This window comes from Caldimonas sp. KR1-144 (assembly GCF_049446155.1).
Lineage (GTDB): Bacteria > Pseudomonadota > Gammaproteobacteria > Burkholderiales > Burkholderiaceae_C > Rivibacter.
Genome location: NZ_JBMSEE010000007.1, coordinates 39,645 through 64,300 on the forward strand (window position 1 = coordinate 39,645; position 24,656 = coordinate 64,300).

Here is a 24,656-nt window from a genome sequence, read left to right on the forward strand (position 1 = left end):
GCGCGATGCTAGTCCAGGCGCCGCCGCAGGCACTGTCAAAATCTCGACACTCGACCATGGCAGCCGGCACCCCACCTCCTGCGGCACTGCGCGCCGCCCTCGAGAGCGACGCTTGGTTCGCGAGCTGCGATGCCGTGCTGCGCGAGTCGCTGTTCGAGCGCGCGCGGCTGTGGCGACTGGCCGGCGGCGAGCGCCTGTTTGCGCGCGGCGCCGATGCCGAAGGCCTGTGCTGCGTGTGTGCGGGTGCCTTGCGCATCGGCGCGATGCAGGCCGACGGCAGCGAGTCCTTGCTTGCCTACGTCGAGCCCTACCAGTGGTTCGGCGAGATCTCGATGATCGACGGCGCACCGCGCACGCACGACGCGGTGGCTGACGGCGACACGGCGGTGCTGGTCGTTGCGCGCGCGGCACTGCACGACTGGCTGCGCGAGCACCCGGCGCACTGGCGCGACCTCGCGCGCCTGGCCTGCGCCAAGCTGCGCATGAGCTTCGGCGTGCTCGAAGACATCGCCCACCTGCCGCTCGAGGCGCGCCTGGCCAAGCGGCTGTGGCTGCTGGCGCACGGCTTCGGCGCGCGCGAGTCGGCGCGGCGCGTGGTCCGCCTGCCGCAGGAGCAACTGGCGCTGATGCTGGGCGTGAGCCGCCAAAGCGCGAACAAGGCGCTGCGCGGACTGGAGGCTCAAGGATGGGTCGCATTGCGCTACGGCGAGATCGAGATCCTTGACCTGGACGCCTTGCCTAAAATCGCGGCACTTCCGAGGAACCCCGAATGAGCATCAAGAGCGACAAGTGGATCCGCCGCATGGCCGAGCAGCACGGCATGATCGAGCCGTTCGAGCCGGGCCAGGTGCGCTACGCCGCCGACGGCCACAAGATCGTGAGCTACGGCACCTCGAGCTATGGCTACGACATCCGCTGCGCGCCGGAATTCAAGGTCTTCACCAACATCTACTCGACGGTGGTGGACCCGAAGAACTTCGACGAGAAGAGCTTCGTCGACATCGAGAGTGACGTCTGCATCATCCCGCCCAACAGCTTCGCGCTGGCGCGCACGGTCGAGTACTTCCGCATCCCGCGCAACGTGCTGACCATCTGCCTGGGCAAGAGCACCTATGCGCGCTGCGGGATCATCGTCAACGTCACGCCCTTCGAGCCCGAATGGGAGGGCTACGTGACGCTCGAGTTCAGCAACACGACGCCGCTGCCCGCCAAGATCTACGCGGGCGAGGGCTGCGCCCAGGTGCTGTTCTTCGAGAGCGACGAGGTCTGCGAGACCTCGTACAAGGACCGCGGCGGCAAGTACCAGGGCCAGCGCGGCGTCACGCTGCCCAAGACCTGAACGGATCCCCAGCTTCACGCTGGCGGCTGCCGGGACCGCGGCGTACGATGCCCGCTTGGGGGCATCGGAGACCGGGATGAAGTGGGAAGGTGGTCGCGAGAGCGAGAACGTCGAGGACCGGCGTGGCGGCGGCGGGATGCCGTTCGGCATCGGCGGCGGCCGCGGCCTGTCGATCGGCGGCGTCATCGTCGCGCTGATCGTGGCCTGGATCTTCGGCATCAATCCGCTCACGGTGCTCAATTTGATGAGCGGCGGCGGTGGCGCACCCGCCGTGCAGCAGCCCGCCGGGCCGGCGGCTACCGACGCCGAATCGCGCTTCGTGCGCGTAATCCTCGGCAGCACCGAGGACGTCTGGACCGCGCTGTTTCGCACCGCCGGGCGCGAGTACCAGGCGCCGCGCCTGGTGCTCTTTCGCGGCGTCACGCCCACGGCCTGCGGTCACGGCCAGTCGGCGATGGGGCCGTTCTACTGCCCCGGCGACAAGCAGGTCTACATCGACCTCGAGTTCTTCGAGACGCTCAAGCGCCAGCTCGGCGCGCCGGGCGACTTTGCCCAGGCCTACGTGATCGCGCACGAGGTCGGCCACCATGTGCAAAACGAGCTCGGCCTGAGCGCCAAGGTCGACGCGGCGCGCCAGCGCATGAGCGAGGCCGACGGCAACGCGCTGTCGGTGCGCGTCGAGCTGCAGGCCGACTGCTTCGCCGGCGTGTGGGGCCACCACACGCAGCAGCGGCTGCCGCTGGAGCAGGGCGACCTGGAAGAGGCGCTCAACGCGGCCTCGAGGATCGGCGACGACGCGCTGCAGCGGCGCAGCCAGGGCACGGTGGTGCCGGAGAGCTTCACGCACGGCAGCAGCGCGCAGCGCGTGCAATGGTTTCGTCGCGGCTTCGAGTCCGGCCGCGTGGATTCCTGCAACACCTTCGAGGGCGGCAAGCCCTGAGGCGTCGATGGAGCTGGGATCATGCGCAGCCCGGTGCGTCCCGCCGCATTGATCCAGGCGCATCTCGACACGCTGGAGGCGCCGCAGCGCGAGCTGGTCGAGGCGCTGCAGAAGCTGGTGCTCGCCGGCGCGCCGACGCTCTCGCAGACCCTGCAATGGGGCAACATCGTGTTCCAGCGCCACGGACGCAACGCGATCGGCATCGCCGCGCACCGTGAGCACGTGCACCTGCAGTTCTTCAACGGCCAGGCCCTGGCGGTGCAGTTCTCGGTGCTCGAGGGGCGCGGCCGCGGCCTGCGCTTCCTCAAGCTGCGCCCTGGGCAGCCGCTGGACGACGAACTGGTCGGCAACCTCGTGCGCGCCAGCATCGAGGAGCTGGACTGACACTCAGCCGAGCTGGCCGGCGTCGAACAGGTCGGGCGTGAAGGGCTGCGCCGCTGTGTCCGGCCGCGCATCGGCCGGACACAGCGCCGACGCGCGCACGCCCAGCAGCCGCAGCCGGCGCTCGAGCGGCACGCGCTTGAGGCACTGGCCGGCTGCGCGGCGGATCGCGGCGAAGTCGTTGACCGCCGCCGGCAAGGTCTGCGCACGCGTCACGGTGCGGAAGTCGTCGAAGCGCAACTTCAGGCCGATCGTGCGGCCGGCGAGGTTCTTGCGCTGCATGTCGGCGGCGAGCTGCTCGCACAGCCGCGTGAAGATCGCCGAGAGCTCGGCGCGGTCGCGCCTGGCGTGCAGGTCGCGGTCGAAGGTGGTTTCGCGGCTGATGCTCACCACCTCCTGCTCGGTGACCACGGGGCGCTCGTCGCGCCCTTGCGCGACGCGGTGCAGCCACTCGCCGCCGTGGCGGCCGAAATGGCTCACGAGCACCGCCGGATCGGCCGCCGCCAGCTCGCCGATGGTGCGGATGCCCAGCTCGCTCTCGAGCCGCGCCGCGGCCTTGGGCCCGATGCCGTTGATGCGCTTGGCCGGCAGCGGCCAGATGCGCGTCGGGATGTCGGCCTCGCGCAGGATCGTGAGCCCATCGGGCTTGTCGAGCTCGGAGGCGATCTTGCTGAGCAGCTTGTTGGGCGTGACGCCGATCGAGCAGGTCAGGCCGGTCGCCTCGCGCACGCGCTGCTTGATCGCGCGCGCGAGCGACTCGCCATGGTCGGCCTCGACACCCGGAATGCCGGTGAAGTCGATGTAGATCTCGTCGATGCCGCGGTCCTCGATCACCGGCGCGAGTTCGCGCACGGCGGCCTTGAACAGCCGCGAGCAGCGGCGGTATTCGTCGAAATCGGTCGGCAGGAGGATGGTGTCGGGCGCGAGCTTGGCGGCCTTCATCAGGCCGATGCCTGAATGGATGCCGAAGGCGCGCGCGGCGTAGGTGGCGGTGGTCGCCACGCCGCGCCCGACGTAGCCGGCCAGCGTTGCGTAGCGCCGCGTGCCGTCGGGCAGCAGCTCGGGCTGGTGGCGCCGCCCGCCGCCGATCACCACCGGCTTGCCGGCGAGGTCGGGGTAGCGCAGCAACTCCACGGACGCGTAGAACGCGTCCATGTCGAGGTGGGCGATCCAGCGCGGCGAACTCACGCGCCGAGGACCTCAGTCGGAGGAGACCTCGCGCGAGAGCATGTACAGCCGCGTGCTGCGCGCACCGCTGCGGCAAAACGCCATCACCGGCTTGGGCAGGCGCGCCATCAGCTCGGCCATGGCCTGCGCCTGTTCGGGCGTCTGGAAGCCGCTGGCGACCGGCAGGAAGGCGTACTCGAGGCCCGCCGCGCGGGCGGCGGATTCCATCGCCGCGTTGGTCGGCTGGTCGGGGCCGCCTTCGAAGTCGGGGCGGTTGTTGATCACGCTGCGGTAGCCCGCGGCCGCGACCGCAGCCATGTGCTCGGGCGCGAGCTGGGGCGCGGTCGAGATTTCGTCGTTGAGCTGGTTGACGTTGATGCTCATCGGAACAACTCCTTTCGGCGCGGGGCGCAGGATCAGCGCGCCAGCGCCTGCTTGACGGCCTGCGACACCAGCGCCATCTCGGCGCTCGCTGCCAGCCGCTGCTTGGCGACTCCCATGACCTTGCCCATGTCGCCGGGGCCGGAAGCGCCCAGCTCGGCGACGATCTTGGCGACCTCGGCGGCCACTTCCTCGGCGCTCAGGCGCTGCGGGAGGTAGGCCTCGAGCACCTTGATCTCGGCCAGCTCCTTGTCGGCCAGGTCCTGGCGCTGTGCCTGGGCGTACTGGCCGGCGGCGTCCTTGCGCTGCTTGATCAGCTTGTCGACGACACCGACCACGGCGGCGTCGTCGAGCTCGATGCGCTCGTCGACCTCTTTCTGCTTGAGCGCGGCCAGCAGCATGCGGATCGTGCCCAGGCGCTCGGCTTCCTTGGCGCGCATCGCGGCCTTCATGTCTTCAGTGATGCGGTTCTTCAGGCTCATGGCGTGATTCTCCAGAAACGACAAAGCCCGCGTGGGCGTCCCCATGCGGGCTTCGGGTCAGCGGCGGCGCTGCATCGCGCCGAGGCGTCTCGAAACTGCGCTCAGTACAGCTTCTTGGGCAGCTGCATGCTGCGCACGCGCTTGTAGTGGCGCTTCACCGCGGCGGCCTTCTTGCGCTTGCGCTCGGCGGTCGGCTTCTCGAAGAACTCGCGCGCGCGCAGTTCGGTCAGCAGGCCGAGCTTTTCGATCGTGCGCTTGAAACGGCGCAGGGCGACGTCGAACGGCTCGTTCTCTTTGACGCGGATGGTGGTCATGTAACGCTAAATCCTGATGTTGTGCGCTCGGTGGTTACTGGGCCAGCGGTTCCGGAACGCTGAAAACCCGCAACTCGAGGCGCGGTTTGCCGGCAAAGGCGGGGATGATAGCACAGCCTGCCAGCTCGTCCACGCTGGCGTGAGCGCGCGCTCACGCGAACGCGGCGGCCGGGCGCAGGGCCTGGGCACAGGCGTAGGCGCTGGACCAGGCCCACTGGAAGTTGTAGCCGCCCAGCCAGCCCGTCACGTCGACCACCTCGCCGATGAAATGCAGGCCCGGCTGGCGCTGGCTTTCCATCGTTTGCGAACTCAGCTCGCGGGTATCGACCCCACCGGCCATGACCTCGGCCTTGCGCCAGCCCTCGCTGCCGCTGGGCGTCAGCCGCCAGCGCTGCAGCGAGTTCGCCAGTTCGAGCAGCGTGCGGTCGGGCAGGTCGGCCATCGGCCTGTGCGCCGCGGCCCCGAGGGGGGCGCACCAGGCATCGGCCAGGCGCGCGGGCAGGTGCTGGCCGAGTTCGTTCACCAGCTGACGCCGCGAGCCGGATTTGGCGCTGCGCAGCGCCTGTCCGAGGTCGATGCCGGGCGCCAGGTCCAGCGTGATCGGCTCGCCGGGGCGCCAGAAGCTGGAGATCTGCAGGATCGCCGGGCCGCTGAGCCCGCGGTGCGTGAACAGCAAGTCCTCGAGGAACTCGCCTTCGCTGCGCCGCTTGCGGCCCGGCTCGCCGGCCTGGGCGCGCACCTCGAGCGACACGCCGGCCAGCGGCACGTAGGGCGCCCATTCGGCCGCGTCGAAGGTCAACGGCACCAGGGCCGGACGCGGCTCGACGACGCGGTGGCCGAACTGGCGCGCCAGCCGCAGACCCCAATCGCTGGCGCCGATCTTGGGTATCGAAAGCCCGCCCGTCGCGACCACCAGCTGGGGCGTCGCGACGGGGCCGGCATCGGTATCGAGCTCGAAGCCGCGTCGCCCGGCGCGCACCGCCTGCACGCCGCAGGGCTGCCGGCGCACGACGCCGCCCGACTCGCATTCGCGCACGAGCAGGCGGATGATGTCTTCGCTCGACTCGTCGCAGAACAGCTGCCCGCGGTGCTTCTCGTGCCAGCCGATGCGGTCGCGCTCGAGCAAGGCGATGAAATCGGCCGGTCGATGCCGCGCCAGCGCCGAGCGGCAGAAGTGCGGGTTCTCTGACAGGAAGTTGGCCGGCCCGGCATCGCGGTTGGTGAAGTTGCAGCGCCCGCCGCCGGAGATGCGGATCTTCTCGGCCAGGCGCTCGGCGTGGTCGAGCAGCAGCACGCGCAGGCCGCGCTGGCCGGCGATCCCCGCGCCGTACAAGCCCGCGGCGCCGGCGCCGACCACGACCACATCGAATTGCTGCATGGGCGCGGATCATACGAAGCGCCCCTTTGGGCGTGGACGTACCCGGAACTTGGGGATGCCGCTTTGCGCGCGGTGGCTATCATCGAATGCAGACCGGGGAGCCGTACTACCCCGAGAGCAAAGACTCCGAATGCCTTCTACCGTCGAGCGCCCGATGGACATGCTTGCCGCCTTCGCATCGCCTGCGCAGGCGTTGTCCGCCGGCCTGGCGGCGCTGGGCGCCGTGGCCTACGGCAAGGATGCCAACGGCCGTTACGTCTGGGTCAACGCGGCCGCCGAAGCGGTGTTCGAACAGCCCGCCGCGCAGATCCTCGGCCGCACCGATGCCGAGCTGTTCGCGCCCGCGCTGGCGGCGACGCTCAAGCTTCAGGACCAGGGCCTGAGCGTCGTGTCCAAGGGCCAGTCGCTGGCCGAGCTGACGATCGACCGCGGCGGCCAGAAGCGCGATTTCCAGACCCTGCGCATGCGCGTCGACCCGGCCGCCTCGGGCGGCGCGGTGATGATGGGCGCGTGGTTCGAGACCACCGCGGCACGCCGCAGCGAGACGCAGCTGCGCGCTGCACTCGAGCAGCTCGAGGAACAGCAGCGTGCCTACGAGACGCTGCGCAACGAGGTCGAGGGCCGCGGGCCGCAGCGCGAGGGCGCGCGCCTATATCCGGTCGAGCAGTTCGATGACCACCTGCGCCGCGAGATCGACCTGTCGATGCGCGAGCACCGCGAGTTCGCCCTGGTGCTGGTGGCGCTCGATCCGGTCCCGCCGGGCACGCCGTCGCACGAGCCCAACCACGGTCGCGAACGCGTGATCGAGGCGCTGGGCCGCTTGCTGCGCAGCAACACCCGCGCAATGGACGCGCCCTGCCGGCTCGGGCCGGAGCGCTTTGCGGTACTGCTGTCGGGCGTGGGCCTTGCCACGGCGCATGCGCGCATGGAGGGCTTTCGGCGCCAGTGCGCCACGCAACTCGTCGCGCTGGGCGGCGAGGCGCTGCGCTTCACGGTGTCGATGGGCGTTGCCAGCTTTCCGCACACGGCGCAGACCCAAAGCGGCCTGGTCAAGTCGGCCGAGGATGCGCTGTCGGAGGCGCATCGCCGCGGCGGCAATCACGTCGCGCTGGCGAGCATCCCGTTCGATTCCCATTGACGTAGGCCCCCACGCTCACTGCGTTCGCTGCCCCCCGAGGGGGCCCTTGCGGCGGACCGGCTGAGCCGGATCCGCGCAAGACCTCGGACCCCCCAAGCCGGATCCGCGCGTCGATCGCTGCGCTGCGTCAGCGCTTCGATTGGCTTCAGCGGGTGGCCACGCCCTTGTAGAGCATGTATGCGGCGAGCGCGTACAGCAGCAGCGCGAACGCCCGCTTGAGCTGGCCCACGTTCATGGCGTGCGCGGTGCGCGCACCGACCGGCGCGAACAGCACGCTGGTCAGTGCCACGATGGCCAGGCCGGGCAGCCACAGGTAGCCAAAGCTCGCCGGCACCGGATTGGCGAGTTGCCAGCCGCCGATCACATAGCCGGCCACGTTGGCCAGCGCGATCGGAAAGCCGAGCGCCGCGCTGGTCGCGACCGCGTTGTGGATCGCCACGTTGCACCAGGTCATGAACGGCACCGAGATGAAGCCGCCGCCGGCGCCAACCAGGCCCGAGACGAAGCCGATCACGCCGCCGGCCGCGACGCGCCCTGCCGGGCCCGGCACTTGGCGCGTGGGCTTGGGCTTGCGGTTGAGCAGCATCTGCGTGGCGGAGAACGCGACGAAGACGCCGAACACCAGCGCCAGCGTGCTCCCCTTGAGAACGGCGAACGCCCCTGCGCCCGCCAGCAACCCGCCGATCACGATGCCGGGCGCCAGGCCACGCACCAGTTCCCAGCGCACCGCGCCGCGCTTGTGATGCGCGCGCACGCTGGAGATCGAGGTGAAGAGGATCGTGGCCATCGACGTCGCGATCGCCATCTTGACCGCCAGCGCTGCGTCGACGCCGCGCTGCGACAGGATCCAGGTCATGAACGGGACCAGCAGCATGCCGCCGCCAATGCCCAGGAGCCCTGCGAGGAAGCCGGTGCCGCAGCCCAGCAGGAGCAGCTCGAGGATCAGCGTCGGTTCGGGCATCAGGCGTGGTCAAGCAGTTGAAGAACCGTCTTCCATTCGGCGGGCGTGACGGGCGTGATCGAAAGTCGGTTGCCGGGGCGCAGCGTGACCATCGACGCGAGCTGCGGCGCGGCGCGCATCTCGGCCAGCGACAGCAGCCGCGTCTTGCGCACGAGCTTCACGTCGACATGCAGCCAGCGCGGTTCCTCCGGCCTGGCCTTCGGGTCGTGATAGGGGCTCTTGGGATCGAACTGCGTCGCGTCCGGGTAGGCCGTCGACGCCACCTCGGCGATGCCCGCGATGCCGGGCTCGGGGCACGACGAGTGATAGAACAGCACGCCGTCGCCGACGCGCATCGCGTCGCGCATGAAGTTGCGTGCCTGGTAGTTGCGAACGCCGGTCCACGGCACGGTCTGCCGCGGCGCGCGCGCAAGGTCGTCGATCGAGCACTCGTCGGGCTCGCTCTTCATCAGCCAGTAGGCCATGGCGTTGATGCGAGAGTGGGGGGCGAGGATCGCGGCAAAGGTGTCCGCCGCGAGCCAGGAGCCGCATTCCTGAACGCGGGGGTTCAGGTGGGCCAGGTCAGCGAAGCTTCGGGTTCGTCTGACGCGAGACGCTCACGCCCGCTAAGCGATGTTCCAAGCCCGGGCTCATACGAGCATTGGTTCAAGGAAATATAAAACTCCCGCGAACGCGACGGACGGGGTCAGTGTACGCCCGCATCCGCGAGAACGCCGCTAGCAAATCTCAATCGCTGGCTGCGAAAACGGTCTGATGGCCGAGCACTTGACAAGCGCTCAGAGCAGGCGGCCGTCTTCGCCGAGCACGCTGTCGATGCGGCGCACGAGCGCGTCGATGTCGGCACCGCCCGCCGGCGCATGCGCCGCGGGCGTGGCCGCTGGGCGTTCGGCCAGCGCGTACGCGAGATTGAGCGCCGACAGCACCGCGATGCGCTCGCGCGCCTTGACCTTGCCGGCGTCGCGGATCGCGCACATCTCGCGATCCACCTCCTGCACGGCCTTCATCAGCGCCGCTTCGCCGCCCTCGGGGCAGCCGAGCAGGTAGCTCTGGCCCATGATCGTGACTTCGATCTGCTTCATCTTCAAACCGCCTCGTCGTCGGATGCCGTCGTGGCCTTGGGCGGCGCGGGCAGGCGGTCGAGCAGGGCATCGATGCGCTGGCGCGCAGCGGCCAGGCGCGAGCGCAGCGAGTCGCGCTCGGCAGTCACGGCGGCGAGCTGCTGCTGCGTGAGTTCGTGCGTGCGCTGCAGCTCCTCGTGCCGCAGCAACAGCCGCTCGACGCGTTCGGCCAGGTCGTCGATCGTCGCCATGCCTTGTCCTTGTTGGGTCGCCAAAGATTGTAGGCGGCGCCTCGCGCATGCCCTGACGCGCCAGGCCCGCATTCATGCGGCCGGTCACGCGACGCGCGGCCCACTGTCGCGCCGCCGTTACACTGCCGTGCGTTGGTGCTCGCGCCCGGCCGCTCGGCCGGCGCAGTGAAACGGGAAGCAGGGCGGTGACATCCATCGGATGAAGCCCAACCTGCGCTGCCCCCGCAACGGTAAGCGGACAAGAGCACGCCTTCGCGGCGTCTTCTTCGCTCGTGCGCTCGACCACTGCCTTCGACGAAGGGGCGGGAAGGTCGCACGGGTCGCATCCGCCAGCCCGGAGACCGGCCAACAGGTGGTGCCTGCCCCAAGCGGGCACCGGTTCGCCAGCGCGTGCGGGGAAGCACGCCACGGCACGTCACACCTGGCTTTCCATGAACGCATCGTTCACGCCCCTGCGGGCCCGCCCGAGCGCGCTGGCCTTCGCGCTCGCCTGCGTCTTCTCTTCCTCCACCTTCGCCGCGGATGCGGGCTCCGAACTGCGGCCGGTCGTCGTCACCGGCACCGTCGTGCCGCGCACGCTGGGCAGCGAGTTCGCCGCCACCAGCGTGATCACGCGCGAGGACCTCGAGCGCAGCGGCGTGCGCGACGTCGTCGCGGCGCTGTCCCAGCTCGGCACTGCCCAAGTCGACCAGCAAGGCGGCCCCGGCACGCTGGCCGCGGTGCGCCTGCGCGGCGCCGACTCGCGCGACACACTGGTGCTCGTCGACGGCGTGCCGCTGACCGACGTGACCAGCGGCCTCGCGTCGCTGTCGCAGATCCCGACCGACGCGATCGAGCGCATCGAGGTCGTTCGCGGCAACCTCTCGGCGCTGTACGGCGCGAACGCGACCGGCGGCGTGGTCCAGATCTTCACGCGCCGCGCGGCCGGCGGTTTCGATGCGCAGGCCTCGATCGGCGCAGGCAACCGCGGCACGCGCGCCGGCAGCGCCAGCGTCGCGCTCGGTACGCAGGCGCTGCGTGGGCGTCTGACGCTCGGCGCCGAGCGCACCGACGGTTTCAGCGCCGCCGACACCCGCGTCGCGCCGACCGCCAACCCCGACGACGACGGCAACCGCCGCGAAGACGCCACGCTCGCACTCGACTCGACGATCGCCGAAGGCCACGACCTCGCCGCGCAGATGTTCTATGTGCACGGCAAGGTCGACTACGACGACCCCTCGTCGTTCGCGACGCCGACCGACACGCACCTGAGCAAGACCATCCAGCGCGGCCTCACGTTCAGCGGCCGCCATCGCCTCGCGCCCGAATGGACGCTGGGCTGGCGCGCCGGCGGCAACGACGAGGAGCGCCGCAACGAGACGGTGACGTCGTTCGGCCCGTCCGACTTCGGCAACACGCTGCACACGCGCCAGCTCGCGCTCGACCTCACCGGCGCGCCGCTGGCGGGCGTCACGCTGCAGCTCGGCGCCGAGCGCCTGCGCCAGTCGACCGACAACGACACCTACGTCGACGACAAGCGCACCACCGACACCGTGCGCGCCGGCGCGGCCTACGACACCGGCTGGGGCGGCCTGCAGTTCAACCTGCGGCGCGACCACACCAGCGACTTCGGCGACGCGACCACCGCGCTGCTCGGCGCGCGCTGGAAGATCGACGCCGCGTGGAGCCTGTTCGCGACCGCCTCGTCGAGCTTCACGCCGCCGACGCTGGACTTCCTCTACTTCGACTGCTCGCCGTTCGGTTTTGCCTGCAGCAACCCGGATCTCGAGCCCGAGCGCGCGCGCAACGCCGACCTCGCGCTGCAATGGGAGCAGGGCGCAGCGCTGGTTCGCGCGACGCTGTTCTCGGCGCGCTACAAGAACAAGATCGTCAACGACGCCAACTTCGTGCCGCAGAACGTCGACCGCGCGCGCAACCGCGGGCTCGAACTCGCCGCGCGCACGCGCCTGGGCGACTGGCGCGTCGACGGCGAAGCCACCTTCCAGAACCCGGTCAACGACGACACCGACGAGCGCCTGATCCGCCGCGCCAAGCGCCAGTTCGCGCTGCGCGCCGGCTACGACGCGGGCGTGCTGTCGGCCGACGGCGCGCTGCGCTACATCGGCGAACGGCTCGACAACGGCGGCGTGACGCTGTCCTCCTACACGGTGTTCGATGCCAACGCGCGCTGGCGCTTCACGCCCGGCTGGATGCTGCAGGCCACGGTCGAGAACCTGTTCGATCGCGATTACCAGCCCACCGCCGGCTACCGCGGCCGCCCGCGCACGCTGCTGGTGAGCCTGGGCTGGCAGATGCGCTGAGGAAGGCGCGGCGACACTTCGAGAGATGGAAGCCGATCCGAGACGACTGCGTTTGCTGGCGATCGTGCTCGTCTCGGGCGCGGCGCTGGTCGTCGCGCTGGCGCTCGCGCTGGGCAGCGGCGGCTTCGATGCGTGGCTCATTGCCGAGCTGCGCGCGCCGCGCGTCGCCGCGGCAGCCGGCGTCGGCGCGCTGCTTGCGCTGGCGGGCCTGTCGATGCAGGTGCTGCTGCGCAACCCGCTGGCCGATCCCTACGTGCTCGGTACCTCCGGCGGCGCGGCCTGCGGCGCGCTGCTGGCGCTGATGATCGGCGCGAGCCTCACGCTCGGCGCCGCGGCCGGCGCGCTGCTCGCCGGCGTGGCCTTGCTCGTGATCGCGCGGCGTGCGCTCGCGGCCAGCGACGATGCGACCGCGCGTCTCATCCTTGCCGGGGCGATGCTCGCGGCGCTGTTCGGCGCCGCGGTCTCGCTGCTGCTCACGGTCACGCCCGACCAGCGCCTGCGCGGCGCGATCTTCTGGCTGGTCGGCGACCTGTCGGGCGCGGAGCTCGGCGGCTGGTGCCTCGCCGGTGCGGCGCTGTTCATCGTCGCGCTGACGGCGCGCCATCGCAGCATCGATCGCCTGCTGCTCGGCAGCGAGGCGGCCGCGCTGCTCGGCGAGCCGGTGCGGCGGCTGCGGCTGGAGCTGCTCGTCGCGGCCTCGCTCGCGGCCGGGCTCGCGGTGGCCTGCGCCGGCGCGATCGGCTTCGTCGGCCTCGTCGTGCCGCAGGTGCTGCGCCTGGCCGGCGTGCAGCGCACGCGCTGGCTCGCATGGATGAGCGCGGTCGGCGGCGGCGCGCTGCTGGTCGCGGCCGATCTGGTCGCGCGGCTCGCGGTGCAGCCGATGGAGCTGCCGGTGGGCGCGGTGATGGCGCTGATCGGCGCGCCGCTGTTCATCGTCTTCCTGTCGCGGGGGGCGCGATGACGAACGCGGTGCTGGCCGAGACGCGCGGCCTCACGCTGTGGGCCGGCGAGCGATGCCTGGTGCGCGGGCTCGACTGGCGCGTGCAGCGCGGCGAGCGCTGGTGCGTGATCGGCCGCAACGCGGTCGGCAAGAGCACGCTGCTGCGCGCGCTCGCCGGCCTGCCGGTGGCGCGGCGCGAAGGCGAGGTTGCCTGGCTCGGTCGACCTCAGCGCGACTGGTCGCCGGCCGATGCGGCCGCGGTACGCGCCTTCATGCCGCAGCAGGCGAGCGACCGCTTCGCGCTCAGCGTCGAACGCCTGCTCGAGCTCTCGGTCGCGGTGCCCGGCCAGCGCTCGGCGGCCCGCACGCTGTCGCAGCTCGATGCCGACGCGCTCGCGCAGCGCAGCGTGCTCGAACTCTCCGGCGGCGAGCGCCAGCGCGTCGCGCTCGCGCAGTGCGCGCTGCAGGGCGCGCCGCTGCTGCTGCTCGACGAGCCGGTCGCGTTCCAGGACCCGGCGCACCAGCAGCAGGTGGCGCAGTGGCTGGTCGGCGAGTTCGCGGCCGACGCGCTCGTCGTCACCGCGCACGACGTCAACTGGATCGCGCGCATCGCGACCCACGTGCTGGCGCTGTTCGGCGACGGCCACTGGCGGCTCGGCCCGGCGGCCGAGCTGATCGAGCAGCGCACGCTCGAAGGCGTGTACGGCTGCGCGTGGCAGCAGGCCGGCGGCGCCTGGCTGGCGCGCTAGGCTTCGGCGGCCCGCAGCGCAGCGGCGCTGCGCCGTGCCGCCGTGCGCCGCCACCATAGCCACGCGCCGCTGCCGAGCAGCAGCGTCGGCAGCAGCCCGAACACGCTCCACAGCACGCGCGCCGCGAGGCCCAGCGCCTCGCCGCTGTGCAGCGGGAACACCCAGTCGAGGAGCACGTTGCCCGCGCTCGATCTCAGCGGGTCATGGACGGCGAGGACCTTGCCGCTCGCGTCCAGCCGCACGCGTGTGCTGCCGGTGTCGATGCGCGGCTCGCCCGGTTGGAGCAAGCGCACTTCGGCGGCGCCGCCGGATTCGGTCGGCAGCGCCAGGCGCGACCAGCGGGCCTGCGGGAACAGCTGCTGCGCACGCTGCAGCAGCTCGTCGGGTGCGAGCGTCGACGCCGGCGCGGCGGTCACCGCGGGCTTGGCCATCTTGGGCAAGGCCTTGACCGGCAGCACCAGGCCGACCAGCTCGCGCGCCTGGCGATCGAACACCAGCGCCGCGCCGGTGGCTGCGAGCAGCAGGCACAGCGGGGCGAGCCACAGTCCGCTCGCGCGATGGACGTCGAACCACAGCCGAGCGCGCGAGGCGCCGGTCTTGATGCCGAGCGCGCGCCGCCAGCCGGCCGCGCCGCCGCGCGGCCAGGCCAGCGCGATGCCGCTGGCGGCCAGACCCAGCAGCACGAGACCGCCGGCGCCCACGACGAGATGCCCGGTTTCGCCGGCCAGCAGGCGGCTGTGCAGGTCGTACAGCGCCGGCACCGCATGCTGGCGGTCCATCTGCCACGCGCCGCGCACGCGCGAGCCGAGGTAGCGGCCGCAGTCCGCATCGATGAAGTGCTCGGTGCGCAGCCGCGTGCGCGCATCGCGCGCCTCCCAGACCTGGTAGGCCCCGCCGGGTCGTGCCGGCGCGAGCACCAGCGCGGCACGCGCGGCCGGCGCTTCGCGCGCAAGCACCGCGAGCGTGTCGGCCACGGGCTGCGCCGAAGCCGCGCAGCCGCCGGACGCGTTGGCATGCCACTGCGGATTCAGCGTTGCGTCGAGCTCGGCCTGCCAGACCATCAGCGTGCCGGTCAGCCCCAGCAGCGCCAGCAGCAGGCCCGCGCTCAGCGAGACCCAGCGATGCAGCCAGGCGAGCGTGCGTCTCATCGCCGCGCCGCTCAGAAGCTGCGCCGCCAGCTCAGCGTGAGCGTGCGGCCGTGGCCGGCGTAGTAATCGTCGTCGGTGCCGGCGTAGTGCGACTGGCTGTAGTACGTGATGTACTGCTTGTCGAACAGGTTCTCGATGCCCAGGCCGAAATCGCCCCACGGCGAGGCCCAGCGCGCCGAGAGGTCGACCACCGTGTAGCCCTTGAAGTGCTCCTCGAGGTTGACCGTGCCGGCGGTGCGGCCCTCGTTGGCGTGGCGCGAGAAGTAGTGGGAGGCCATCAGCTGCGCCGCCATGCCCTGGGCGAAGGCCCAGTCGCCCGAGAGCACGAGCTTGTCGGGCCCTTGCGAGCGCGCGCCGAGGTCGAGGTCGAGCGGCTCGCCCGCGGCGCTGGCGGTCTTGCCGCGCGTGATCGCGTAGATCGCGTTGAGCCGCAGGTCTCGCGTCGCGTGCCACTGGCCGCTGAACTCGAAGCCCTTGACGACGATGGGCACGCGCTGCACCGAGCCGATGCCGTTGCTGACGATGATCTGGCTGCCGAGGTCCGAGCGCGATTCGTAGACCGAGGCGGCGAGGCTGCCCGCCTGGCCGCGCCAGGCGATGCCGACCTCGCGGTTGTCGGTGACGATGGGCTGCAGGTCGACCAGGTTCTCGACCGACTGGCCGGTGCCGCGCACCGCGCGCAGGATCAGGCCGGCATCGGGCGGACCGAAGCCTTCGTTGTACGACACGAAGCTCGACCAGCCGCTGTTGCCGAAGCGCCAGACCGCGCCCAGGCTCTTGACCAGCTTGCGCGAACGGCGCTCGCCGCCGGCGACCTCGTTGCCGCCGTAGAAGGCCAGCGTGTTGTAGGTGTCGACCTCGAGGCGCGCGTGCTCGTCGCGCAGGCCCGCGCGCACCGTCAGCGGTCCGGTCTCGTACTCGATCTGGGTAAAGGGCGCGAGGCTGCGGTACTTCAGCGGCGGCACCCACATGCGGCCGGTCTGCGTGAGCTGTTGCGACGAGGTGTCGTCGAGCAGGTCGACGCCGGCGGTGAATTCCAGGCCCGTGAAGCCGAAGTCGGGGCGCACCCAGCTCGTGCGCAGGCCCCACTTCTCGGCCACCACCTCGCTCTGGTCGATCAGCGTGCCGACCGGCGCGATCGCGGCGTCCTGGAAGGTGGCGATCACGCCGCCGGTGTAGCGAGCCGCGAAGTCCTGGCTGAACAGCTGCAGCGTCGCGGCGCCGCCGCCGAGGTCGGCGTGCGTCCACTCGAAGCTGGCCGAGCGCACGTCGTTGCGCGGCGCGTCCCACGCGATGCTGCCGCGCTCGGCGCTGGTCGGGATGCCGGCGTCGCGGTCGCCGGGCACGTCGACCCAGTCGTCGTGGCCGACCGCGTGGAAGCGGTTGAACATCAGCTGCACGCGCTGCGCACCGAACTCTTTGCCGAGCTTGAGGAACAGGTCGTCGGCCTGGTGCAGCGACTCGGTCGCGAGGTGGCGGCCGTCGCCGTCGACGCCCACGCCCTGCGTGCGCGTGCCGATGTAGCCCAGCAGGTCGAAGGCATCGTCACCCTCGCCCTTGTGCTCGATCATGTAGCCGGCCTTCCAGGCTGCGGTGTCGCCGTGCAGCTGGCTGCCGTACTTCAGCTCGACCGTCTGGCGCGTGCCGGGCTGGGCCGGCCGGCGCGTGATCGTGTTGATGATGCCGCCGGTCGCGCCCATGCCTTGCACGGCCGACGCGCCGCTGACCACCTCGATGCGCTCGACCACCATCGGGTCGGCGAAGTAGCCCTCGCGGCCGCCGAAGCGCAGCGGGTTGGTCTGCGGGATGCCGTCGAGCAGCAGCAGCGCATTGCGCCCGCGCAGGCCCTCGCCGAAGTTCGACAGCTTCTGGCGCGACGGCGCATAGCCCGGCACCTGGTTGGCGAGCAGCTGGCTCGGGTCTTCGCTCACCAGGCCCTGGCGCTCGATCTCGTCGCGCGAGATCACGCTGACCGCGCCGGGGATCTTCTCGACCGCCTTGCTGCCGCGCGTCGCGGTGACGACGACCTGGTCGAGCGAGGCCGTGGCCGCTGCGTCGTCGGCGGCGGTCTGGGCGTGGGCCGGTGCGAGCGCGCACGTGGCGGCGCCGGCCAGCAGATGCAGGCGCCAGCGCGGCGTCGAGAAAGGGGTGCGGCGAAGGCGCGAGCGAGCCGTACGGAACATCATGGACAGCAATGGGCGTGACAGGCTCGAGCGCCACGCACCAAGCGGGCTGCTCGAACGACCGAAGGGCGTGTGAAGCCGAAGGCTGGCGGCGGCTGCTTCGGCGGCGGTTTCGAGCGAAGGCCGGTGCGCACCGGTGCTCGAAAGTTGCCTCAGATTGTAATGCGAATTATTCGCAAATGGACCGCGACAGAGACATTCCCGTTGCCGACCGTGCCCTGCGCGCTACGGCCGCACGCGATCGATCGCCTCGCACATCGCCCGCGCGCCTTGCACGAAGCGCGGGCCCATGCGGCCGAGCAGATTGCCGTCGAGCACCGCGAATCGATTCATCCGCACGGCCTCGACCTGCGATGCGAAGCGCTGCCAGCCGGCGAGCTGCGCGTCCTCGTCGGGCGAGCTCGAGGTCATGACGAGCTGCGGGTTCGACTGCACCGCGGCTTCCCAGCTCACCACCGGCGTCAGCGGTGCGAGCGATGCGAAGGCATTGACGCCGCCGCAGGCGGCCATCGCCTGGCTGATGCCGTGCTGGCCGTTGACCGTCATCAGCGGCTCGTGCCACAGCTGGTAGAACACGCGCACCGGCGTGCGCTTCGCATAGGCGGCTTCGAGCGTGCGCCACTCGGCGCTCAGCGCGTCGGCCTGCGCGTCGGCGCGCGCCGCCTGACCGAGCAGGCGGCCGAAGCGGCGCAGCGTCTGCGCGATGCCGTCGATGTCGCGGATCTCCGCCTCGTAGATCGGCACGCCGAGCACGCGCAGTCGCGCCTTGTGACGGTCGGCCAGGCCGCTGCCCCACACCAGCAGCAAGTCGGGCTTGAGCTGCGCGATCGCCTCGAAGTTCAGCGCGTACGCATCGCCGATCACCGGCAGCGCGCGAGCCTGCGCCGGGTAGTCGCTGTAGCGCATCACGCCGACCACGCGGTCGCCGCCGCCGGCCGCGAAGGCGAGCTCGGTCAGGTGCGGCGCGAGCGAGACCACGCGGCGCGCCGGCTGGGCGAGCTTGACGAGCTGGCCGGCGTCGTCGCGCAGCTCGATGCGCTGCGCCTGAGCGCCGGCGGCGCAGGCCAGCAGCAGGGAGCCGATGAACAGGCGCCAGCTCATGGTGCCGGCGTCTTGGGCTCGAACTCGCACTGCGCCGCGACTGCGCACTGCCAGCACAGCGGCTTGCGCGCTTGGCAGACGTAGCGCCCGTGCAGGATCAGCCAGTGATGCGCGTCGACCGCGTACTTCGCCGGCACGCGTTCCATCAACTGGCGCTCGACCTCCAGCGGTGTCTTGCCGGGCGCGAGACCGGTGCGGTTGCCGACGCGGAAGATGTGCGTGTCCACCGCCATCGTCGGTTCGCCGAACGCGACGTTGAGCACGACATTGGCAGTCTTGCGGCCCACGCCCGGCAGCGCTTCGAGTGCCTCGCGCTCGCGCGGCACCTCGCCGCCGTGGCGCTCGATCAGGATGCGGCAGGTCTCGATCAGGTGCTTGGCCTTGTTGCGGTACAGGCCGATCGTGCGGATGTATTCGCTCACGCCGTCGACGCCGAGCGCGAGCATCTTCGCCGGCGTGCTGGCCACCGGGAACAGCCGGCGCGTCGCCTTGTTGACGCCGACATCGGTCGCCTGCGCCGACAGCAGCACCGCGGCGAGCAGTTCGAACACCGAGCTGTACTCGAGCTCGGAGGCGGGTTGCGGATTGGCGGCTTGAAGGATCGAGAAGAAGGTCTCGATGGCGGGCGGATTCATCATCGGCGCGGATTGTGCCGGCGCGCCGCCGGCCTCGCACTCAGGCGCCGCGCCGCGCACGCGAACGCGCGAGCGCCGCTTCGATCACCGCGCGCTTGCGGTCGAGCTGCTCGGGATCGGTGAGCTTCGATTCGCTCTCGAGATGGGCCAGCTTGTGCGCCGCCTTGTCGGCCAGGCGCTGCTCGTTTTCGGCCTTGGCGCGCTCGCGGCGCGCACGCGTTTGCAGGTAGCGCGTGCGCGCATCGTCGGCCTGCGCCTGCGACCACGCGGCCCAGCCGGTGGGCGCATCGGGGCGCGGGTCGACCGGCTGCATCGAGATGCAGTCGACCGGGCACACCGGCACGCACAGCTCGCAGCCGGTGCACTGCGACGCGATCACGGTGTGCATGCGCTTGTTCGAGCCGACGATGCAGTCGACCGGGCAGGCCTTGATGCACAGCGTGCAGCCGATGCACCAGTCCTCGTCGATCAGCGCCAGGCGCAGCGGGCCCTCGGCGCCGCAGCTCGCGTCGAGCGGGCGCGGCGGACGGCGCGTGATCGCAGCCAGCCGCACCACGCCTTCGGCGCCGCCGGGCGGGCAGCGGTCGATCTCGGCCTCGCCCTGCGCGATGGCCTCGGCATAGCCGCGGCAGTCGGGATAGCCGCAGCGCGTGCACTGCGTCTGTGGCAGCGCCGCGTCGATCGCGTCGGCGAGCGAGGGCGCGGCCGCCGCCATCACGCGCGAGCGGTCGCCCTGCGGGCGGCCGGCTTGCGCGCCGCCTTGCGGGGCGCGGCGGCGCCGGCCGGTGCGTCCTGGTGCGCAGCGATGAAGTCGCGGATCACCGGATAAGCCTTCTCGCGCCAGCGGCGGCCCGAGAAGATGCCGTAATGGCCGGCGCCGACCACGTCGTAGCGGAACTGGCGCGTGGCTGCGATGCCGGTGCACAGGTCGTGCGCCGCGTGCGTCTGGCCGGCGCCGGAGATGTCGTCGAGCTCGCCTTCGACGGTGAGCAAGGCGGTCGTCTCGATGTCCTGCGGGCGCACCAGCTCGCCGCCGACGCGCCAGGTGCCGTTGACCAGCGCGAAGTCCTGGAACACGGTCTTGATCGTGTCGAGGTAGTACTCGGCCGGCATGTCGAGCACGGCGTTGTACTCGTCGTAGAACTCGCGGTGGGCCTCGGCGCTGTCGTCGTCGCCGCGCACCAGGTCGAGGAAGTAGTCGTAGTGCGAGCTCAGGTGGCGGTCCGGGTTCATCGCCACGAAGCCGCTGTGCTGCAGGAAGCCGGGGTAGACCGCGCGGCCGGCACCGGGGTAGTTCTGCGGCACGCGGTAGATCACGTTGTGCTCGAACCAGCTGTGGCTCTTGTTCATCGCCAGGTTGTTGACGGCGGTCGGCGATTTGCGCGCGTCGATCGGGCCGCCCATCATCACCATCGTGCGCGGCGTGGCCTCGCCGGCCGAGGCCAGCAGCGACACCGCGGCCAGCACCGGCACCGTCGGTTGGCACACCGAGATCACATTGACCTCGGGGCCGATCTCGCGGATGAAGTCCTGCACGTAGTGCACGTAGTCGTCGAGGTGGAACGGGCCGTGCTCCATCGGCACCATGCGCGCGTCGACCCAGTCGGTGATGTAGACCTTGTGGTCCTGCAGCAGCGTGCGCACCGTGTCGCGCAGCAGCGTGCTGTGGTGGCCCGACAAGGGCGCGACGACCAGCACGGTCGGCTGCGCGCGCATCGTCGAGAGCAGCTTGGCGTCGTCGGTGTAGCGCTTGAAGCGCAACAGGCGGCAGAACGGGCGTTCCATCGCGACCAGCTCCTGCACCGCGACTTCCGAGCCGCCCACCTTGACGCTGGTGATCTCGAACTCGGGCTTCTCGTACTCCTTGGTGAGGCGGTGCATCAGGTCGAAGCCGGCTGCCAGGCGCTGCGCGCCGGGGGCCTGCGCGAACGGCGACATCGGGTGGCTGTACAGCTTGGAAGTCGCGGCGGCGAATTCGGAGAACGGGCTCAGCAGGGCGCGCTGGGTTTCGTAGAACTGGTAAAGCATGCAGTGATCCCGGTTCGAATGGAGATGCGGCGCGGCCGGACGACCACCGGCGTGCTGCGCTGCATCATTCTAGGAAGTTGGCGCACGCCGTGCTGACAGCGGGCCTGCCTCCGGACGTGACCATGCTCTCACAGGCGGCCGAGCGGAAAGCGGCCAACAGGCGGCAATAGCCGCGCCTGTTGGCCGCTTGACCGCAGGGATCGGGATCAGCGGTCGTCGCGGCCGCCGCGGCCCGCCGGCGCGCCGTCACGGCCGTTGCCCTCACGGCCACCCCCGCGCGCAGCCGGCAGCTCCTGGCGCTGAGGCGGCGCGGCCGGGACGCGCTGGACCTGCTGGCCGTCCCAGACCCGCGGCTGGCCCGGCTGCTGCGGCGCCTGCGACCGATGCCCCTGGGCCTGCGGCTGCGGCATCGGGGCCGGTGCCTGGTAAGCCGGCTGCGGCTGGCGAGTCTCGTGCGGCTGACGCACCTGCGGCACGCGCTGCACCGGCGCGACGTTGTCGTCTTCGCGCGGCGGCGCGACGGGCGAAGCCATCCAGGCCGGCGCGCGGCCGCGCGCGGCGCGTTCGTCCGGCAGGTTGTCTCGATCCTGTTCGGGCGGGCGCCCCCCGCGCCCCGACGGGCGGGCCGGCTCGCTGTCACGCTGGGTCGGCAGCGGCGTCGCGGCCGGAGGGGGCAGCACCGGCGTCGGGCGTACCGCGGGCGCGGAGGGATTGCGCGACGGCCGGCCGAACCCGTTGCCATCGCCGTCGCGGTCCTGATCGCGCTCGCGCATGACCGGCGCCGGGCTCACCGGACGTGCGGGCGCGGCAGGATCGGCCGTCCACGGCAGCGCGGACGGCGTGCCGCGTCCCGGACGCGGCGACACATCCGGTTCGCGCTGGTTGTCTCGCCGAATGTCGCGCTGGATGTCCCGCTGCGGCAGGCGTATCGGCGTCGGAAGCGTGGCGACCGGGCGGCTCGTGCTGCCGCGATCGTCGCGCGCCTGTGCCGGCAGGGCTGGGCGCACGGCGCCGGCGCCGCCGCCGAGCACCGGCAGCGTGGCGGCCACCGGCTGCAGTTGGGCGGCCTGGCGCTCGTCGACGCGCAGGCGCTCGCCGCCGATCGGGCGCGAGCTGCGGAAGCGGTCCTCGCTGACGACCGTCAGCGCCTCGGGCCGCTGCGCATAGCGGTAGTTGCCGCGTCGGTCGCCGTCGCCGTCATGCCGGTAGGCACGGCGGTCGCGGTCCTGGTTCACGATGACGGTCGTCTGATTGATGATGTTGATCTGCTGCACGTAGCGCGGCGTGTGGCGATAGGGCGGCCGGTAGACCTCCTGCGGCGCGAGCGGGAACCAGCCCACCGGCGCGGCGCTGCCGATCGAGACGCCCCAGCTGACATTGCCCGAGCGCCCGCCGACGAAGCCGACCAGCGCCGGCGCCCACACCGGGCGCGCCACATAGCCGCCCGGGCACCAGCCCCAGCGCCCGCCGATCAGCGCCCAGCGGCCGTAGTGGAACGGCGCGTAGCCCCAGGGCGCGTCGTCGACCCAGGTCCAGCCCCAGGGGGCGATCCAGACCCAGCGGCCGTAGCGGTACGGCGCCCAGCCGACGGGCACCGCGGCCGGGTACCAGACGCTGCCGTAGACGCTGTCGGTGGCCCAGCGGCCGTGGTCGCCGAGCGTGTCGACGCCGGTCATCTCGGGCGACACGACGCCGGCCGCCGCGTAGCGGTCCTGCTGGCGGTCGCGCGCGTCGGCCCAGGCGTCGAAGTCGCTGCGCAGGCTCAGGGGCGCCAGCGAGAGGGCGGCGCCCTCTCGCTCGGTGGTGACTTCCTGGCCGGGGCCGACATCGACCGAATTGGTCGGCGTCACGACGCGCAGCCGGCCGCTGATCACGCCGACGGTGTAGCTGCGGCGGTCCGGGTCGTAGCTGGCGCGGTAGTCGCCCGGCTGCAGCGCCTGCGCGCGCACGCCGTCGGACGACAGGGCGAACAGGTCGCCGGTCGGCAGGGTGCGCACGCGGGCGCGCACCGTGCCCTGGATCACTTCCAGCGTCACGCCGTGGTCGTCGAGCTGCGAGAACTCGACCTGGCTGTTGCCGTCCAGGCGCACCGCGCTGCTGCCGATGCGCAGCTCGCTGCGCCCGCCCGGCGGCACGAAGAGCGTGGTGCCGGTGGTCACGGGCCAGTTCAGCTGGGCGCGTTCCCAGGCGGCGCCGGGCTCGGCGGCGAGCTGCACGTCGCCCTGGACCGCCGTCAATGCGCCGACGCGCGCAGGCGGATCGCGGCGCGGGTCGTCGTCGTCGGCGCGCGCGCGCGGCGCGGCGAGCGCCAGTGCCGCGGCCAGCAAGGGCAGGCCGAACAGGGTGATCCAGCGGGCTGGGAGGGGGGCGCGGGCGCGATTCATGCGTCGAGGTCCGGGCCCGCGGGGGCGAGCCATGAGGGCTTAACGTTTCGATGCCCGATTCGGTGCATCGGCTCCGGACCGCGTCTGCAAAGATTTGCAAACCGATGCGCTTGCCCGGTCACGAAAAGCGCAACGGCCGCGCGAGGCGGCCGTTGCAGCGGGCAGTAAGCGGCCGGGATCAGGCCACCGCGGCGATCGCCTTGGCGACCGCGTCGATGTTCTTCTCGTTCAGCGCGGCCACGCAGATGCGGCCCGAGTCGACGCCGTAGACGCCGAACTCGCTGCGCAGGCGCTGCATCTGCTCCTTGCCGAGGCCCGAGTAGCTGAACATGCCTTGCTGGCGCGCGATGAAGCTCATGTCCTGCTTGACACCCGCGGCGGCCAGCTTCTCGACCAGCAGGCCGCGCATGCGCTTGATGCGCTGGCGCATGCCGGCGAGCTCTTCCTCCCACTGCGCGCGCAGCGCCGGGGTCGTGAGCACGGTGGCCACGACCTGCGCGCCGAAGGTCGGCGGGTTGGAGTAGTTGGTGCGGATCACGATCTTCAGCTGACTCAGCACGCGCGCGGCTTCGTCCTTGCTCTCGCACACGACGCTCAATGCGCCAACGCGCTCGCCGTAGAGGCTGAAGCTCTTGCTGAAGCTGGTGGACACGAAGAAGTCCATGCCGGCTGCGAGGAACTTGCCGACCACCGCGCCGTCTTCGGCGATGCCGGCGCCGAAGCCCTGGTAGGCCATGTCGAGGAAGGGCACCAGGCCGCGCGACTTCACCGCGGCGATCACCTGCGCCCACTGCGCGGCGTCGAGGTCGTAGCCGGTCGGGTTGTGGCAGCAGGCGTGCAGCACGACGACGGTGCCGGCGGGCGCCGCGTTCAGCGCGGCCAGCATGCCTTCGAAATTGATGCCGCCGCTGTCGCGCTTGGCGGCGTCGTAGTAGGGATAGGTCTCGACAGTGAAGCCGGCGTTGGTGAACAGCGCGCGGTGGTTCTCCCAGCTCGGGTCGCTGATCAGCACCTTGGCGGCCGGGTTAAGGCGCTTGAGGAAGTCGGCGCCGATCTTCAGGCCGCCGGTGCCGCCCAGTCCTTGCACGGTGGCGATGCGGCCACCGGTCACGGCGGGATGCTCGGCCCCGAAGACCAGGCCTTGCACCGCCTTGTCGTAGGCCGCGATGCCGTCGATCGGCAGGTAGCCGCGCGGCTTGGCCGCCTCGACCAGCTGCTTCTCGGCCGCGGCAACGCACTTGAGCAGGGGCAGCTTGCCGTTCTCGTCGTAGTAGACCCCGACGCCGAGGTTGACCTTGTTCGGATTGGGATCGGCGTTGAACTGCTCGTTGAGACCCAGGATCGGGTCGCGGGGCGCCATCTCGACGGCGGCAAACAGGCTCTGGGACATCGCGGCAA

25 protein-coding genes and 1 riboswitch are annotated in these 24,656 nt (G+C 71.4%); of the genes, 8 read left to right on the forward strand and 17 right to left on the reverse strand.

The features are described 5' to 3' along the window. The first annotated feature begins 56 nt into the window (after positions 1 to 56). The 4 genes from ACO2TI_RS16375 to ACO2TI_RS16390 all read left to right on the forward strand — a co-directional run bounded on the left by ACO2TI_RS16375 (position 57) and on the right by ACO2TI_RS16390 (position 2,663). On the forward strand, positions 57 to 773 hold the full coding sequence (locus tag ACO2TI_RS16375; protein ID WP_423285949.1) for a Crp/Fnr family transcriptional regulator: 717 nt from the start codon (positions 57 to 59) through the stop codon (positions 771 to 773). Further along, positions 770 to 1,339: a dCTP deaminase gene (gene dcd / locus ACO2TI_RS16380; protein ID WP_423285950.1), complete on the forward strand. Its 570-nt coding sequence runs from the start codon at positions 770 to 772 to the stop codon at positions 1,337 to 1,339. The genes ACO2TI_RS16375 and dcd overlap by 4 nt, the downstream gene beginning before the upstream one ends. Positions 1,340 to 1,415: 76 nt before the next feature. Then, on the forward strand, positions 1,416 to 2,279 hold the full coding sequence (gene ypfJ / locus ACO2TI_RS16385; protein ID WP_423285951.1) for a KPN_02809 family neutral zinc metallopeptidase: 864 nt from the start codon (positions 1,416 to 1,418) through the stop codon (positions 2,277 to 2,279). 21 nt (positions 2,280 to 2,300) lie between these two features. Further along, a complete protein-coding gene (locus ACO2TI_RS16390) occupies positions 2,301 to 2,663 on the forward strand; it encodes a DUF1801 domain-containing protein (protein WP_423285953.1) in 363 nt (120 codons plus the stop codon). A gap of 3 nt (positions 2,664 to 2,666) precedes the next feature. Here ACO2TI_RS16390 and dinB read toward each other — a convergent pair whose 3' ends face one another. From dinB to ACO2TI_RS16415, 5 genes are all read right to left on the reverse strand, one after another. Further along, positions 2,667 to 3,815, reverse strand: coding sequence for a DNA polymerase IV (gene dinB, locus ACO2TI_RS16395; protein WP_423286378.1), 1,149 nt, complete (start codon positions 3,813 to 3,815; stop codon positions 2,667 to 2,669). A gap of 45 nt (positions 3,816 to 3,860) precedes the next feature. Continuing rightward, complete coding sequence (locus tag ACO2TI_RS16400) at positions 3,861 to 4,211, reverse strand: TIGR01244 family sulfur transferase (RefSeq protein WP_423285955.1); 351 nt, start codon at positions 4,209 to 4,211, stop codon at positions 3,861 to 3,863. Positions 4,212 to 4,243: 32 nt separating this feature from the next. Then, positions 4,244 to 4,690 carry a GatB/YqeY domain-containing protein gene (locus ACO2TI_RS16405; RefSeq protein ID WP_423285957.1) on the reverse strand — a complete coding sequence of 149 codons (447 nt, stop codon included), beginning with the start codon at positions 4,688 to 4,690 and terminating at the stop codon, positions 4,244 to 4,246. 101 nt (positions 4,691 to 4,791) lie between these two features. After that, complete coding sequence (gene rpsU / locus ACO2TI_RS16410; protein ID WP_423285959.1) at positions 4,792 to 5,004, reverse strand: 30S ribosomal protein S21; 213 nt, start codon at positions 5,002 to 5,004, stop codon at positions 4,792 to 4,794. 151 nt (positions 5,005 to 5,155) lie between these two features. Then, positions 5,156 to 6,382, reverse strand: coding sequence for an NAD(P)/FAD-dependent oxidoreductase (locus ACO2TI_RS16415; RefSeq protein ID WP_423285960.1), 1,227 nt, complete (start codon positions 6,380 to 6,382; stop codon positions 5,156 to 5,158). Between the two features lie 130 nt (positions 6,383 to 6,512). On the opposite strand from ACO2TI_RS16415, the gene ACO2TI_RS16420 reads away from it, so the two are divergent. Further along, on the forward strand, positions 6,513 to 7,520 hold the full coding sequence (locus ACO2TI_RS16420) for a GGDEF domain-containing protein (RefSeq protein WP_423285961.1): 1,008 nt from the start codon (positions 6,513 to 6,515) through the stop codon (positions 7,518 to 7,520). A 145-nt stretch (positions 7,521 to 7,665) separates the two neighbouring features. On the opposite strand, the gene ACO2TI_RS16425 is transcribed toward ACO2TI_RS16420, so the two are convergent. The 4 genes from ACO2TI_RS16425 to ACO2TI_RS16440 form a co-directional block, all read right to left on the reverse strand. Further along, complete coding sequence (locus ACO2TI_RS16425; protein WP_423285963.1) at positions 7,666 to 8,481, reverse strand: sulfite exporter TauE/SafE family protein; 816 nt, start codon at positions 8,479 to 8,481, stop codon at positions 7,666 to 7,668. Next, on the reverse strand, positions 8,481 to 8,945 hold the full coding sequence (locus ACO2TI_RS16430; RefSeq protein ID WP_423285965.1) for an EVE domain-containing protein: 465 nt from the start codon (positions 8,943 to 8,945) through the stop codon (positions 8,481 to 8,483). Before ACO2TI_RS16430 ends, ACO2TI_RS16425 begins: the two co-directional genes overlap by 1 nt. Before the next feature lie 312 nt (positions 8,946 to 9,257). Further along, positions 9,258 to 9,560 (reverse strand): cell division protein ZapA, encoded by a 303-nt coding sequence (locus ACO2TI_RS16435; RefSeq protein ID WP_423285966.1) that lies wholly within the window; start codon positions 9,558 to 9,560, stop codon positions 9,258 to 9,260. A gap of 2 nt (positions 9,561 to 9,562) precedes the next feature. After that, entirely contained in the window at positions 9,563 to 9,790 is a 228-nt protein-coding gene (locus ACO2TI_RS16440) for a DUF904 domain-containing protein (protein ID WP_423285967.1), read from the reverse strand. A 116-nt stretch (positions 9,791 to 9,906) separates the two neighbouring features. Then, positions 9,907 to 10,154, forward strand: a riboswitch (cobalamin riboswitch). 67 nt (positions 10,155 to 10,221) lie between these two features. Between ACO2TI_RS16440 and ACO2TI_RS16445 the strand changes: the two genes are divergently transcribed. The 3 genes from ACO2TI_RS16445 to ACO2TI_RS16455 are packed head-to-tail and all read left to right on the forward strand — an operon-like array spanning position 10,222 to position 13,779. Beyond that, complete coding sequence (locus tag ACO2TI_RS16445) at positions 10,222 to 12,090, forward strand: TonB-dependent receptor plug domain-containing protein (protein ID WP_423285969.1); 1,869 nt, start codon at positions 10,222 to 10,224, stop codon at positions 12,088 to 12,090. 25 nt (positions 12,091 to 12,115) lie between these two features. Then, positions 12,116 to 13,051 (forward strand): FecCD family ABC transporter permease, encoded by a 936-nt coding sequence (locus ACO2TI_RS16450; protein ID WP_423285970.1) that lies wholly within the window; start codon positions 12,116 to 12,118, stop codon positions 13,049 to 13,051. Further along, complete coding sequence (locus ACO2TI_RS16455; RefSeq protein WP_423285972.1) at positions 13,048 to 13,779, forward strand: ABC transporter ATP-binding protein; 732 nt, start codon at positions 13,048 to 13,050, stop codon at positions 13,777 to 13,779. The genes ACO2TI_RS16450 and ACO2TI_RS16455 overlap by 4 nt, the downstream gene beginning before the upstream one ends. Here the strand turns inward: ACO2TI_RS16455 and ACO2TI_RS16460 are convergent. The 8 genes from ACO2TI_RS16460 to ACO2TI_RS16495 form a co-directional block, all read right to left on the reverse strand. Beyond that, positions 13,776 to 14,927, reverse strand: coding sequence for a PepSY-associated TM helix domain-containing protein (locus ACO2TI_RS16460; RefSeq protein ID WP_423285973.1), 1,152 nt, complete (start codon positions 14,925 to 14,927; stop codon positions 13,776 to 13,778). The genes ACO2TI_RS16455 and ACO2TI_RS16460 overlap by 4 nt on opposite strands. Positions 14,928 to 14,938: 11 nt before the next feature. Next, a complete protein-coding gene (locus ACO2TI_RS16465; RefSeq protein ID WP_423285975.1) occupies positions 14,939 to 17,110 on the reverse strand; it encodes a TonB-dependent receptor in 2,172 nt (723 codons plus the stop codon). Positions 17,111 to 17,335: 225 nt separating this feature from the next. Next, complete coding sequence (locus ACO2TI_RS16470; protein WP_423285976.1) at positions 17,336 to 18,211, reverse strand: cobalamin-binding protein; 876 nt, start codon at positions 18,209 to 18,211, stop codon at positions 17,336 to 17,338. Next, a complete protein-coding gene (nth, locus tag ACO2TI_RS16475) occupies positions 18,208 to 18,846 on the reverse strand; it encodes an endonuclease III (protein WP_423286380.1) in 639 nt (212 codons plus the stop codon). Before nth ends, ACO2TI_RS16470 begins: the two co-directional genes overlap by 4 nt. Before the next feature lie 40 nt (positions 18,847 to 18,886). Next, positions 18,887 to 19,561, reverse strand: a complete 675-nt coding sequence (rsxB, locus tag ACO2TI_RS16480; RefSeq protein ID WP_423285978.1) for an electron transport complex subunit RsxB — start codon at positions 19,559 to 19,561, stop codon at positions 18,887 to 18,889. Then, positions 19,561 to 20,874: a polyhydroxyalkanoate depolymerase gene (locus tag ACO2TI_RS16485; protein WP_423285980.1), complete on the reverse strand. Its 1,314-nt coding sequence runs from the start codon at positions 20,872 to 20,874 to the stop codon at positions 19,561 to 19,563. The genes rsxB and ACO2TI_RS16485 overlap by 1 nt, the downstream gene beginning before the upstream one ends. Before the next feature lie 206 nt (positions 20,875 to 21,080). Continuing rightward, positions 21,081 to 23,258, reverse strand: a complete 2,178-nt coding sequence (locus tag ACO2TI_RS16490) for a DUF6600 domain-containing protein (RefSeq protein ID WP_423285982.1) — start codon at positions 23,256 to 23,258, stop codon at positions 21,081 to 21,083. A gap of 178 nt (positions 23,259 to 23,436) precedes the next feature. Next, positions 23,437 to 24,648, reverse strand: coding sequence for an amino acid aminotransferase (locus ACO2TI_RS16495; protein WP_423285983.1), 1,212 nt, complete (start codon positions 24,646 to 24,648; stop codon positions 23,437 to 23,439). Positions 24,649 to 24,656 lie beyond the last annotated feature (8 nt).